At 63.9% G+C, this 10,535-nt stretch carries 17 protein-coding genes and 3 pseudogenes; 7 read left to right on the top strand and 13 right to left on the bottom strand.

The window, feature by feature from the left end; all coding sequences use genetic code 11:
• A pseudogene (locus Tfont_RS13760) lies at positions 1–271 on the bottom strand (IS256 family transposase); the annotation flags it as partial.
• Positions 272–304: 33 nt separating this feature from the next.
• Between Tfont_RS13760 and Tfont_RS13755 the strand changes: the two are divergent.
• A pseudogene (locus Tfont_RS13755) lies at positions 305–646 on the top strand (DNA methyltransferase); the annotation flags it as partial.
• On the opposite strand, the gene Tfont_RS13750 reads toward Tfont_RS13755, so the two are convergent.
• The gene (locus tag Tfont_RS13750) at positions 570–848 is read right to left on the bottom strand and encodes a Txe/YoeB family addiction module toxin (protein ID WP_143902443.1); all 279 of its coding nucleotides are present in this window, start codon (positions 846–848) and stop codon (positions 570–572) included. The pseudogene Tfont_RS13755 and the gene Tfont_RS13750 overlap by 77 nt on opposite strands.
• Positions 832–1,113 (bottom strand): type II toxin-antitoxin system Phd/YefM family antitoxin, encoded by a 282-nt coding sequence (locus Tfont_RS13745; protein ID WP_143902445.1) that lies wholly within the window; start codon positions 1,111–1,113, stop codon positions 832–834. Before Tfont_RS13745 ends, Tfont_RS13750 begins: the two co-directional genes overlap by 17 nt.
• A gap of 39 nt (positions 1,114–1,152) precedes the next feature.
• Between Tfont_RS13745 and Tfont_RS13740 the strand changes: the two genes are divergently transcribed.
• Positions 1,153–2,496, top strand: coding sequence for a DNA modification methylase (locus tag Tfont_RS13740; RefSeq protein WP_143969858.1), 1,344 nt, complete (start codon positions 1,153–1,155; stop codon positions 2,494–2,496).
• Here Tfont_RS13740 and Tfont_RS13735 read toward each other — a convergent pair.
• On the bottom strand, positions 2,413–3,108 hold the full coding sequence (locus Tfont_RS13735; protein WP_143969857.1) for a nuclease-related domain-containing protein: 696 nt from the start codon (positions 3,106–3,108) through the stop codon (positions 2,413–2,415). The two genes, Tfont_RS13740 and Tfont_RS13735, sit on opposite strands and share 84 nt — an antisense overlap.
• A gap of 76 nt (positions 3,109–3,184) precedes the next feature.
• Here Tfont_RS13735 and Tfont_RS13730 point away from each other — a divergent pair, with 76 nt between their 5' ends.
• Positions 3,185–3,421, top strand: coding sequence for a DUF7220 family protein (locus Tfont_RS13730; protein ID WP_143969856.1), 237 nt, complete (start codon positions 3,185–3,187; stop codon positions 3,419–3,421).
• On the opposite strand, the gene Tfont_RS13725 is transcribed toward Tfont_RS13730, so the two are convergent.
• From Tfont_RS13725 to Tfont_RS13695, 7 genes are all read right to left on the bottom strand, one after another.
• A complete protein-coding gene (locus Tfont_RS13725; protein ID WP_143969855.1) occupies positions 3,397–3,603 on the bottom strand; it encodes a hypothetical protein in 207 nt (68 codons plus the stop codon). The genes Tfont_RS13730 and Tfont_RS13725 overlap by 25 nt on opposite strands.
• A gap of 10 nt (positions 3,604–3,613) precedes the next feature.
• Entirely contained in the window at positions 3,614–3,982 is a 369-nt protein-coding gene (locus tag Tfont_RS13720) for a hypothetical protein (RefSeq protein WP_143902453.1), read from the bottom strand.
• A 103-nt stretch (positions 3,983–4,085) separates the two neighbouring features.
• Positions 4,086–4,352, bottom strand: coding sequence for a hypothetical protein (locus Tfont_RS13715; protein ID WP_143969854.1), 267 nt, complete (start codon positions 4,350–4,352; stop codon positions 4,086–4,088).
• Between the two features lie 91 nt (positions 4,353–4,443).
• On the bottom strand, positions 4,444–4,917 hold the full coding sequence (locus Tfont_RS13710) for a hypothetical protein (RefSeq protein WP_185974544.1): 474 nt from the start codon (positions 4,915–4,917) through the stop codon (positions 4,444–4,446).
• A 67-nt stretch (positions 4,918–4,984) separates the two neighbouring features.
• Positions 4,985–5,182 carry a hypothetical protein gene (locus Tfont_RS13705; RefSeq protein ID WP_143969852.1) on the bottom strand — a complete coding sequence of 66 codons (198 nt, stop codon included), beginning with the start codon at positions 5,180–5,182 and terminating at the stop codon, positions 4,985–4,987.
• Positions 5,179–5,775, bottom strand: a complete 597-nt coding sequence (locus Tfont_RS13700) for a DUF3489 domain-containing protein (RefSeq protein ID WP_143969851.1) — start codon at positions 5,773–5,775, stop codon at positions 5,179–5,181. The genes Tfont_RS13705 and Tfont_RS13700 overlap by 4 nt, the downstream gene beginning before the upstream one ends.
• A 33-nt stretch (positions 5,776–5,808) precedes the next feature.
• Positions 5,809–6,048, bottom strand: coding sequence for a DUF6900 domain-containing protein (locus tag Tfont_RS13695; RefSeq protein WP_004869905.1), 240 nt, complete (start codon positions 6,046–6,048; stop codon positions 5,809–5,811).
• 173 nt (positions 6,049–6,221) lie between these two features.
• Between Tfont_RS13695 and Tfont_RS13690 the strand changes: the two genes are divergently transcribed.
• A complete protein-coding gene (locus tag Tfont_RS13690; RefSeq protein ID WP_221934301.1) occupies positions 6,222–8,012 on the top strand; it encodes a phage terminase large subunit family protein in 1,791 nt (596 codons plus the stop codon).
• A 5-nt stretch (positions 8,013–8,017) separates the two neighbouring features.
• Here the strand turns inward: Tfont_RS13690 and Tfont_RS13685 are convergent, their stop codons facing one another.
• Positions 8,018–8,296, bottom strand: a complete 279-nt coding sequence (locus Tfont_RS13685; protein WP_143969849.1) for a Txe/YoeB family addiction module toxin — start codon at positions 8,294–8,296, stop codon at positions 8,018–8,020.
• A complete protein-coding gene (locus Tfont_RS13680; RefSeq protein ID WP_021251080.1) occupies positions 8,286–8,543 on the bottom strand; it encodes a type II toxin-antitoxin system Phd/YefM family antitoxin in 258 nt (85 codons plus the stop codon). Before Tfont_RS13680 ends, Tfont_RS13685 begins: the two co-directional genes overlap by 11 nt.
• A gap of 78 nt (positions 8,544–8,621) precedes the next feature.
• Between Tfont_RS13680 and Tfont_RS13675 the strand changes: the two genes are divergently transcribed.
• The 3 genes and pseudogenes from Tfont_RS13675 (at position 8,622) to Tfont_RS14890 (ending at position 10,336) form a co-directional block, all read left to right on the top strand.
• A complete protein-coding gene (locus Tfont_RS13675) occupies positions 8,622–8,834 on the top strand; it encodes a phage head-tail joining protein (protein ID WP_143969848.1) in 213 nt (70 codons plus the stop codon).
• Positions 8,834–9,826: pseudogene (locus tag Tfont_RS14895) on the top strand (phage portal protein); the annotation flags it as partial. The gene Tfont_RS13675 and the pseudogene Tfont_RS14895, both read left to right, overlap by 1 nt.
• Positions 9,827–9,925: 99 nt before the next feature.
• Entirely contained in the window at positions 9,926–10,336 is a 411-nt protein-coding gene (locus Tfont_RS14890) for a PaaI family thioesterase (RefSeq protein WP_260682405.1), read from the top strand.
• Positions 10,337–10,535 lie beyond the last annotated feature (199 nt).

The raw sequence follows: 10,535 nt of genomic DNA, 5'->3' as shown, positions 1-10,535 counted from the left end.
CGCGGGGCACCTCGATCCGCAGCGGCCCGCCGTCGGTCAGCACGGTCTTGCCGCTGCGGCCGTTGTGATGGTTCCCGCAGCCGCCCTCGGGGCTGGCCAAGTGCACGCCCAGCTCAGCCCCCAAGGCGCGCTCGATCACGGCCTTCTTCAGCTTCTGGAACACGGCCTCGACGCCGGCGGCGTCCATCGGTCCGGGGATCAGCTTCTCAAGAAGCTCGTCGGGGAGGATGGCGTCCGGCTTCGCGACAGCGGGGTTCTTCTTGCGTGGCATGGGGGCTCCTGGAAGTCGTCATGGTAGGCCCCTCACACAAAAATCCTGACACCCTCCCTGCCCGAGCACATCCTGCTGGCGTACTCGGACCCGGGTGACATCGTCTTCGAGCCCTTCGGTGGCTCCGGCACCACGATCCTGGCCGCGCAGAAGACGAATCGCGTGGCCCGCGCCATCGAACTGGCCCCGTCCTACACCGATGTGGCAGTCAAGCGATTCCAACAGAACCACCCCGACATTCCGGTGACCTTGCTGGCCACCGGACAGACCTTTGCCGAGGTCGAGGCAGAACGCCGGATCAGTAGTGGTAGCGCCCCTGCAGAAACTCGATCCGATCCGCTTTCACCAGATAGACGCAGCGGTGCTCTTGCGTAATGCGACGTGACCACACATCCGCGCCCAAGTACTTCAGTGGTTCGGGATTGCCGATGCCCTTGAAGGGATCACGTAGTGCGGCCTTGACCAGTTCCAGTAACCGTTTGGCCGTGCGGCGTTCCGTTTCTACCCAGTAGCTCAAGTCTTCCAGAAACTCGGGCTGAAACACCGCGACGCGTTTGGCCTCAGGCTTCGAGGCCATAGTGCTTCTCAAGGGCATCGACGGCGGTCGGGGCGACATCCCCAGCACGGGCGCGTGCCAAGGCGGCCAGCAGACGCTCGGCATTCTTCGGCGAGCGCAGCAGGTGTGCCGTCTCCATCAGGCTTTGCAGCTCATCGGCGGCAATCATCGCCACCGCATCCCCGGAACGGCGGCGTACCAGTATCACTTCTCGGTCATCGACTGCGCGGTCCATGAGCGTCTTGAACTGCTCCCGGGCTTGGCTGTAGGTGGTTTCGATGGTCATGGCAACCTCCTTCTAATTGGACAGAATTATTGTACAACTATGGACCAACAAATGCTCGCTGACAAAATCGAACTCTGGCCAACCAGTCGGCTGATCCCCTACGCCAGAAACCCCAGGAAGAACGATCACGCGGTCGAGCAGATGGCCAGTGCCATCAGGGAGTTTGGCTTTCGCTTGCCCATCGTCGCCAAGAGCACCGGCGAAATTTGTGATGGCCATCTTCGCTACAAGGCCGCGCTGCATCTGGGCTTGGAACAGGTGCCGGTCATCCTCGCCGACGACCTGACCGAGACGCAGATCAAGGCCTTCCGTATCCTGGCCAACCGCTCGGCCACCTGGGCGGACTGGGACGAGGACCTGCTGCGCCTCGAACTCGAAGAGCTCAAGCTCGACGACTTCGATCTCGCGCTCACCGGCTTCGATGCCGACGAGCTCCTGGAAATCATGGCGGGTGAGGAGACCACCAGCGAGGGCAACACCGACGAGGATGCTGCTCCCGAGGTGCCAGTCAACCCGGTATCCAAACCCGGCGACGTCTGGATCATGGGCCAGCACCGGCTGCTCTGTGGCGATGCGACCGATCCGGCAAGTTACGACACGCTGCTGGGCACCGAGCGGGTGGCGATGATCTTTCAAGATCCGCCGTACAACGTGGACTATGCCAACAGTCCCAAGGACAAGCTGCGCGGCACCAACCGTCCGATCCTGAACGACAACCTTGGGGACGGATTCCAGGACTTCCTGCTGGCGGCGTTCAAGCCCGCGCTGGCCCGATGCAATGGCGCGGTCTACGTGGCGATGTCCTCATCGGAACTCGACACCCTGCAGTCCGCCTTTCGGGCTGCCGGGGGCCACTGGTCCACCTTCATCATCTGGGCCAAGAACACCTTTACGCTCGGGCGCTCGGATTACCAGCGCCAGTACGAGCCAATCCTGTATGGCTGGCCCGAGGGCGCCACCCGCCACTGGTGTGGCGACCGCGATCAAGGGGATGTGTGGCACTTCAACAAGCCGCGCGTCAACGATCTGCACCCGACGATGAAGCCCGTGGAGCTGGTCGAGCGCGCCATCCGCAACTCCAGTCGGCCCGGTGATGTGGTACTCGACCCCTTCGGCGGCTCCGGTACCACGCTGATCGCCGCTGAGAAGTCCGGTCGTCAGGCGAGGTTGATTGAGCTCGATCCCAAGTACGTGGACACCATTGTTCGCAGGTGGCAGGACTACGCTGGAGCGCAGGCAGTGCGTGAGGCCGATGGCGTTCGATTCGATGACCTCGTTGGCGCTGACCCCGGAGAATCGTCACGCCTCAGTGACGGCAGCGGTGTGGCGGCACTTGGGGAAGTTGGCGCAACCGAGGAAGGGGCGTCCTGCATTGGGGCCTGATTTGGCTGTGCGCTGAATCAGTGACCCACCGCATTTCGGGCAGGTTGTCGTGCTGCTATGGCGCTGCTGCAATGACGCGATGTGCGCGTTCCGGGTGGCCCAGGTCTTGGGCAACATCCCGGTGCGCAGCGCCTCGATCAGCTGGGCGACTTCCTCATCCGAGAACAGCACGGTCTGCTTGCTCTTGATGTAGGTCGCGTAGCCCTTGGTCATCACGTTCGGCGGCATCGGGGTTTTCAGTTCAGCCTCACCCCAGAACATCACGACCGAATGCAGTTTGTCGTGATCGATCCCCAGGAAGTCAGCCAGCGCCTTGGTGTGCCGGTAATTCTGGTGCAGCGGGTTTTGGAAGCGATGCTTTTTGCCGAAGAGGCTCTGGGTCCACTGCTTGCTGTGCTCGTCGCCGAAGATCCAGCCCTTCATGTTCTTGGTCTCGACGACAAAAAGACCAAAGCGCGAGACGATGACGTGATCGATTTGCGTGGTGCCGTTGGCCGTCGGAATCGTCACGTTGTTGATCGAGTGATAGATCTTGTCGTCCAGGAACAGGGTGTGCGCCACCGCTCCCTGCGCTTCCCCCAGCCAGCCTTTGAATACCGACAGCAATGACATCTTCTCTCCCGTTTGCTTCTTATGACGGGTCGATGATGCCACCGATAGGGACTGAATGAACAACTAGGATGCAGGGATGAAGCAGTCTCGCTGGATGTCGCTGGTGGAGGCCGTGACCAATGTGCTCGTCGGCTACGGGGTGGCGGTGGCCACCCAATGGCTGGTGTTTCCGATCTTCGGTCTGTACGCCACGCTGCAGGAGAACTTGCTGATTGGCCTGATCTTCACGGCCGTGTCGCTCGTCAGGAGTTACGTGCTGCGTCGGGCCTTCGAGGCGCTGCGCGTGCGTCAGCTGTCCGGGAACTCCGGATAAAGATCACCGCTGCTGATGTCGGCGCGGTAAGTGACGTTGCGAAATTCGCCGGGCGCGTCAGCCAAGATCACGCCACCGACCGACTGGATGGCGATGCCGTACTTGCGGGTGAGTGCCGTCAGCTCGGCGATGAACTGGTCGTAGTGGGCTTCGAGTTGTGGGCTGGTGGGTGCGACGGCCATGGTGTGCTCCTTATGCGGCCAGGGACTCTTCGACGATCTCGCAGTGGATCACGAAGCCCGTCAGGTAGGGAAGGCCCTTGGGGATGCCGAAACGCTTGCTGGTGCTGCGGCCAATCGTCCAGCCCATCCAACGTTGCGTGGCGGCGTTGATGGCGTCGGCCAGGGTGGCGCCAGTGTAGAGGCCGTTTTGCACGTCGTCGGCAAAGTGGCGACCGTGGCGGCTGTCGAGGAAGGCGCGCACCGATTCGAGCGGCTGGCCGGTAGCGTCCGAGATGGCGGTCATGGCCAGTGGCCAGGCGGCTTCGGCCTGCTCGTTCATCGTGCCGTAAAAGCCCCACGACTCGTTCTGGGTGGCGGGGATCTGGGTGGTGGTGTTCATCTCTGGCTCCTGGCGGTTGATCGTTGCGACACCCAACGTGCCGCGCTTCGGGCGATGGAAGCCAAGTGCCATCTCCATCTTTCTGCGCTTGGCTCGGGGGGCCTCATTCCATCGTGTCGGCACGCACCAGTTCCGCCTGGGCGCTGGCGATCAGGTCCAGGCGCAGGTTCGGGTTGATGTTGCAGGCCAGTTCGTTTAGGGTCCAGTTCATCACATCGGCCTTGTCGCGCAGCGACTCGGCTTCCTCGAAGCGGCTGGTGTAGCGATCCAGTTCGCGCAAGGCGCGCTCCAGGGTGGATCGGGCCTGGGCCAGGGCCTCGCGGGCGCGGCGTTCGGCGTGCTGGGTCTGAAATTCGCGGGGGGTGTTCATGGTGTGCTCTCCTTCTCAGTTGATCGTTGCGACACCTGTATGAACGCGCTTGTCGCCACTGAAGCCAAGCGACTCATCAATCATTTTTTGATCACTGGTCTGCCAGTCTGTCGAGGATGCGCAAGGCGGCGGGATCGCCCGACAGCGCCCGGCGCAGGGTGTGGATCGCCTGCTTCCGCGACACCTCTGGGCGACGGTTGTCGATCAGCCAGCCGATTGCCTTGGCCTGATTGCTGGCCAGTTCTGGTGTTTCCTCGCCGATGCCCACATACCGTCCGTAGGCGCTGCCCGAAGGATCGACAAACACGGTTGCGCGCCCTGGTGCGCTGACGGCCACCACGCGCCGGCACCCATCCCCGTGCCCGCCGACTCCAGCCAGCCAGTCCCGATCCTGCAGCAGCGTGGTGGCGAAGGCGTCGTACTCCGCCTCGGTCAGTTCCTTGTGCAATTCGATCTCGATGGGCTCGAGCGGTGCACTGGGGTCGGCGTTGTGCAGCACTTCGTCCAAGCTGTAGGGCTTGCGGGCAAAGCGGGCACGGATCGGGGTGTGGTTGGTTGTGGTCATGGTGGGGTCCTTTCGTTGGCTGTTGGTGACAACAGCATTCACGCGCTGGTTGCCAGGGAAGCCAAGCTCAATCTGCATCGTGCTGGGCATCAAGGGCTTCAATCGCCAGCACCAGATCAGCGATGCGGTCGGCCTCGAAACCAAAGCCCCGGTGGCGCAGAAGGTGCTCGATGCTCGGATGCTTCATCCGGGCGATCTCCCGGCAGGCCTCCAGCACCGCTGGCAATAGGTCTGCCGGGGTCGGGGCGTTGGGCTGCGTGCTCACGCGGTGGCTTCCTCGGCAATGCGGTAGAGGCGCTGTCCTGCACCTGGCGTGCCGGCGGGGCCTTCGATCTTTTCGGAGACGATGGTCAGGCCCAGCTTCTTCTTGAGCGCGCCGGCGAAGGTCCCCCTGATCGTGTGGTGTTGCCACCCCGTCGCCTCACTGATCTGCGCGATGGTGGCGCCCTCGGGGCGTTTCAACATCTCGATGACCAGGGCCTGCTTGCTGTGCTCGCGACCGCGCTTCGGTACGGCATCAGGCTGGTCCTGTTGCCAGCTGGCCTCGGCGGCGGCGACCGCTGCTTCCAGCTCCGGGTCGTCGGCCAGGGGCGGCGTGGCAATGCTGGTGGCCACCGTCGGCGGCAGGACATCTTCCGGCTGCGCCTCGCCCTTGATGATGGCGATGGCGGCTGGGCTCAGGCGCCACTGGCCGCCTTGCTGCTCGATCAACCCCCGCTGCGCGAGGCTGGCGATCATCTTGAGTTTGGCGCCGCCCTTGAGCTCGAGCAGCGGCTCGATCAGGCCATTGGCGTCGCAATGCGCGCGGGTGATCAGGTCCAGTTGGCGTTCGGTGATCGGGGTGGTTTGTGCGGACATGGTCGTGCTCCTTGTGAGTGATGTGAAGGAAGGTCAGGCGGCTTGTTGTTGGATCGGCCGATCAGTGGCCTTGGCGGCGGCGCTTTGGCCTGCGGTCAGGCCTGCTTGGTAGGCCGCCATCAGGGCGCTTTGGACGGCCCAGACGCTGACGTCGTGGAAGTCCAGGCGGTCCCTGTTGCGGGTTTCCAGGGTCTCGATGAAGAGATGGTCCAGGGCGATCCGGGCGAGCAGCTGGTCCAGTTGCTGGGCGGTCTTGTTGGCAGTTTTTCGCATCATGGTTCTCCTTGGCGTGTGTTGCTGTGGTGTCTGTATGAACGCGCTGTTCAAGCAGAAAGCCAAGCGTTCGGCCTATCTATTTCGCATCGGAGTGGCTTGTGTTCGACAGTGCTGAATCGGCGGTCGAATCCGCCTGGAAACGGGGCCTCGCGCCCGACCCCATCCTCACCGTGGATGACTGGGCCAACCGCCACCGGATGCTGTCGTCGGTGGCCTCCGCCGAACCCGGGCGATGGTCGACCAGCCGCACCCCGTACCTGAAGGCGGTGATGGATGCGCTGTCGGCCACCTCGCGCATCGAGCGTGTTGTGTTCATGGCCGGAGGGCAGGTGGGCAAGACTGAGTGCGGACTCAACTGGGTCGGCTACGTCATCCACCACGCCCCGGGGCCGATGCTCTTGGTACAGCCGACCGTCGAAGGCGCCAAGCGGGTCTCCAAGCAGCGCGTCGATGCGCTGATCGAATCCAGCCCTGAACTGGCCAGCCGGGTCAAAGACCCCCGCAGCCGCGATTCGGGCAACACCCAGCTGATGAAGGAATTCCCCGGTGGCGTGCTGATCATGACCGGCGCCAATTCGGCGGTCGGCCTGCGCTCGATGCCGGTGCGCTACCTGTTTCTCGATGAGGTCGACGGCTATCCAGGGGATGCCGATGGCGAGGGCGACCCGGTGGCGCTCGCCGTGCAGCGCGCCGCCACCTTCGTCAATCGCAAGGTCTATCTGTGCTCGACGCCGACGCTCAAAGGCTTCTCGCGCATCGAGGCGGCCTACCTGGAGTCGGACCAGCGGGTCTTCGAAGTGCCTTGCGATCACTGCGGGGCGCACAGCCAGATCCAGTGGCGCGACATCAAGTGGCCGGCCGGCAAGATGGCGGACGCCGCCTGGCACTGCCCGGCCTGCGACGGCATCCATCCCGAGTACCGCAAACCGGCACTGCTGGCCAACGGTCGCTGGGCGGCCAAGGCCAAGGGCGATGGCAAGACGGTGGGCTTTCACCTCTCCAGCCTGTACAGCCCGTGGCTCACCTGGGGCGAGATCGCCCAGGAGCACCACGCCGCCAAGGACGACCCCGTCAGATTGAAGGTGTGGGTGAACACCAAGCTGGCTGAGACCTGGGAAGACCGGGAGGGTGAGACCTTGGATGCCGAAGGCCTGATGGAACGCCGCGAAGCCTACGGGCCGGCGATCCCGGCCGAGGTGGCGCTGCTCACCTGCGGTATCGACGTGCAGGATGACCGGCTCGAACTCGAAGTGGTCGGCTGGGGCCGGGACGAGGAGTCCTGGTCCATCGACTACAAGGTGCTGTGGGGCGACCCGTCGGCACCGGACACCTGGGCGCAGCTCGATGCCTACCTCGGTAACCGCTTCGAGCACGAGACCCTGGCCAACGGCCTGACCATTGAAGCGGCCTGTCTCGATACCGGTGGTCACCATACGCTCGCCGCCTACGCCTTCTGCAAAGGTCGGGAGCGCAAGCGCATTTGGGCGATCAAGGGCGGTTCAGGCAAACGGCCGATCTGGCCCAAGCGACCGAGCAAGGCGAACAAGGGCAAGGTCAATCTGTTCACGGTGGGCGTCGATGCGGCCAAGGAAGCCATCTACGCCCGGTTGAAGAAGACAGGCTCAGGCCCAGGGGCGATGCACTTTCCGATGGATCGGGATGCGCAGTATTTCGAGCAGCTGACGGCCGAGCGGATTCGCACCCGCTACGTGAAGGGTTTCCCGCAGCGCTTTTGGTGGAAACCGGATGGCCGGCGCAACGAAGCGCTGGACTGCCGGGTGTACGCCTATGCCGCGCTGCACGGCTTGCTGTCCATGGGCTTGAACCTGAACAAGCGGGTCGAGGCGCTGCCTCCCGCGCCCATCAGTCGCAAGCCAGCCAGCAACGCCACGCCCGTGACGACTCCGATGACAGCCAGCCCGCGCCGTCGGCGCATGGCGATTTCGTCGAACTACGTGTGAGGGGGTTACTGGTAGTGGTAACGACAGGCGATCACCACCAAGGACTGGTTGTCGACGCAGTAAACCAGCCGGTGGGTGTCGTCGATGCGGCGCGACCAGAAGCCCGAGAGGCTTTCTCTGAGGGGTTCGGGTTTGCCAATGCCCTCGAAGGGGTGGCGCAGGCAGTCCTTGATCAGGGCATTGATGCGCTTGAGCGTTTTGCGGTCCTGGCCTTGCCAGTATTCGTAATCGTCCCAGGCGGCCAGGGTCCAGGTCAGTTTCAGCAGTTTGTCTTCAATCGGCATCGACCAGATCCTGCTGCTTGACCTGTCCCTGGCGGTACTGCTCGATGGAGCGTGCCAGGTGGGCGGCGTTCGCCGGCGACTTCAGCAGATGAACGGTCTCCATCAGGCCGTTGAAGGTGTCCAGCGACATCACCACCGCATCGGGGGCATCCCGGCGTGCGATGACCGTGTAGTCGGCATCGTCGATGACCTGATCGATCACGTTTTTGAGGCTGTTTCGTGCCTCAGAGAAATTTACCACGCGCATGACGATGGCTCCTTTTGAGTTGTGCTATTTACTGCACAAGTCTAAGGCATCGCATGCGTATCTGCAAGGCAGGTGTCCATGACCCTCGAACAACTCAAGGCCCAGCGGGAAGCCCTGCAGGCCGCCCGCTTCAATGGGGTGCTCACCGTGAAGGCCGGCGACAAGTGGGTCACCTACAAGTCCGACGCCGAACTGCAGTCGGCCCTGGGCGACTTGGATCGCGAGATCGCCAAGGCAGAAGGCCGACCACGCGCCCGGCGCATCCGCACCTATGCCGGGAAGGGATTGTGATGAAGGCATTCCAGAACCTGCGCCAGAAACTTGGCAGAAAGGTCGGCGCGATGATCGGCGGCTTCGAGGGTGGACTGTCCGCCCGCCGCCTCAAGACTTTTCAACCCAGCCGCGCCCACGTCAACACCCTGATCCAGGCGGCCGGCGCCGACATGACCGCGCGTGCCCGCTACCTGATTCGCAACAACGGCTACGCCGCCAACGCGGTCGAGTCCTGGGCCGGCAATGCGGTGGGCACGGGCATCAAGCCCTCCTCGGGCATTGCCGATGCGGTGCTCAAGGATCGGGTGCAACGCCTGTGGCTGCGCTGGACGGATGAGTCGGATGCCGAGGGGCTGACCGATTTCTACGGTCAGCAGCGCCGCGCCGCTCGGGAACTGTTCATCGCCGGGGAGGTGTTCTTCCGCATCCGAGCACGCAGGCCCGAGGATGGGCTGACAGTGCCACTGCAGTTGCAGATGCTGCCGTCCGAGATGCTGCCCTTGAACCACAACCAGGCACTCGACAACGGCCACCGCATTCGCCAGGGCATCGAGTTCGACCGCATCGGTCGACGCGTGGCCTACCACTTCCTGCGCCGCCATCCCGGTGACATCACCGATCCGGGGCTGGCCGGGGAAACCGTGCGGGTGACGGCTGAGTCGGTACTGCACATCGTTGATCCGGTCGACGCCGGGCAGTTGCGCGGCGTCTCGCGCTTCTCGCCAGCATTGGTGAAGCTGTTTCTGCTCGACCAGTACGACGACGCCGAGCTCGACCGCAAGAAGGTCGCGGCGATGTTCGTCGGCTTCGTGCGCCGGCCCGAGCGTGACTTCGACAACGGTGGCGAGACCGATGACCGGGGCGAGCCGCTGCTGCCGCTCGAACCTGGTCAGTTGCAGATCCTGGACGACGGCGAGGACATCACCTTCTCGACCCCGGCCGATGTCGGCGGCAACTACGAGTCGTTTCAGTACCGCACCTTGCTGCAGGTGGCCGCCGCGCTGGGCACAACACGGCACGCCCGTGCCGCCGAAGCTGCGCGCGCTGCTCGCCGACGCAGCCTGGGCTGCCGTTGCGCCCGAAGCATCCTGAACCGAAGGAGACAGACCATGACCCTCGATCTCTTGCAACGCGGCCGCGAGGTGCTGGCTGCGCAGGGCTTCAGCGCCCTGCTTGGCGCGCAGCTCCAGGCTTTTGAGCCCGGTCGGGCGGAATTGTCGCTGCCCGTCGGACCGCAGTTGCTGCAGCAGCATGGCTTCGTGCACGGGGGCGTGCTCTCGTATCTGGCCGACAACGCGCTGACCTACGCCGGGGGCTCGGTGCTGGGCACCGACGTGCTCACGTCGGAGTTCAAGATCAACTACCTGCGGCCGGCGACGGGTGAGGCGTTGCACGCGGTAGCGACCGTGGTGGGCGCGGGCAAGACGCAGGCGGTGTGCCGCTGCGAGGTCTATGCCGAGGCGGATGGAGAGCGCAAGCTGTGCGCCGCGGCGCAGGGCACGATCCGCAAGATGTCGTAAGAAGACGGTCGTCCAGGCGGCGGGTCTCCTTCGGTTGGCAAGGGGCCGCGCACGCCGGCATCACGACCCCGATGTCAGGCGACACCGTAAATTGACCCCCTAGCGACACGAGGAACTGACCCCCTCGTTCGCAAGGAGGCCATCGTTGGAAACGAAGCACATTGAGGTAGATCCTGTGCGCCGTGTGGTTTGCGGAGTG

The sequence above is a fragment of the Tepidimonas fonticaldi genome, assembly GCF_007556755.1.
Lineage (GTDB): Bacteria > Pseudomonadota > Gammaproteobacteria > Burkholderiales > Burkholderiaceae_C > Tepidimonas > Tepidimonas fonticaldi.
The sequence above is the reverse complement of the archived record's forward strand: the minus strand, read 5'-3'. Positions and strand labels throughout refer to the sequence as shown.

Excerpts from the sequence above, each read along its gene's own strand:
- Tfont_RS13750 (WP_143902443.1), bottom strand. The coding sequence starts at position 848 with ATGGCCTCGAAGCCTGAGGCCAAACGCGTCGCGGTGTTTCAGCCCGAG.
- Tfont_RS13745 (WP_143902445.1), bottom strand. The coding sequence starts at position 1,113 with ATGACCATCGAAACCACCTACAGCCAAGCCCGGGAGCAGTTCAAGACG.
- Tfont_RS13740 (WP_143969858.1), top strand. The coding sequence starts at position 1,153 with ATGGACCAACAAATGCTCGCTGACAAAATCGAACTCTGGCCAACCAGT.
- Tfont_RS13735 (WP_143969857.1), bottom strand. The coding sequence starts at position 3,108 with ATGTCATTGCTGTCGGTATTCAAAGGCTGGCTGGGGGAAGCGCAGGGA.
- Tfont_RS13730 (WP_143969856.1), top strand. The coding sequence starts at position 3,185 with ATGAAGCAGTCTCGCTGGATGTCGCTGGTGGAGGCCGTGACCAATGTG.
- Tfont_RS13725 (WP_143969855.1), bottom strand. The coding sequence starts at position 3,603 with ATGGCCGTCGCACCCACCAGCCCACAACTCGAAGCCCACTACGACCAG.
- Tfont_RS13720 (WP_143902453.1), bottom strand. The coding sequence starts at position 3,982 with ATGAACACCACCACCCAGATCCCCGCCACCCAGAACGAGTCGTGGGGC.
- Tfont_RS13715 (WP_143969854.1), bottom strand. The coding sequence starts at position 4,352 with ATGAACACCCCCCGCGAATTTCAGACCCAGCACGCCGAACGCCGCGCC.
- Tfont_RS13710 (WP_185974544.1), bottom strand. The coding sequence starts at position 4,917 with ATGACCACAACCAACCACACCCCGATCCGTGCCCGCTTTGCCCGCAAG.
- Tfont_RS13700 (WP_143969851.1), bottom strand. The coding sequence starts at position 5,775 with ATGTCCGCACAAACCACCCCGATCACCGAACGCCAACTGGACCTGATC.
- Tfont_RS13695 (WP_004869905.1), bottom strand. The coding sequence starts at position 6,048 with ATGCGAAAAACTGCCAACAAGACCGCCCAGCAACTGGACCAGCTGCTC.
- Tfont_RS13685 (WP_143969849.1), bottom strand. The coding sequence starts at position 8,296 with ATGCCGATTGAAGACAAACTGCTGAAACTGACCTGGACCCTGGCCGCC.
- Tfont_RS13680 (WP_021251080.1), bottom strand. The coding sequence starts at position 8,543 with ATGCGCGTGGTAAATTTCTCTGAGGCACGAAACAGCCTCAAAAACGTG.
- Tfont_RS13675 (WP_143969848.1), top strand. The coding sequence starts at position 8,622 with ATGACCCTCGAACAACTCAAGGCCCAGCGGGAAGCCCTGCAGGCCGCC.
- Tfont_RS14890 (WP_260682405.1), top strand. The coding sequence starts at position 9,926 with ATGACCCTCGATCTCTTGCAACGCGGCCGCGAGGTGCTGGCTGCGCAG.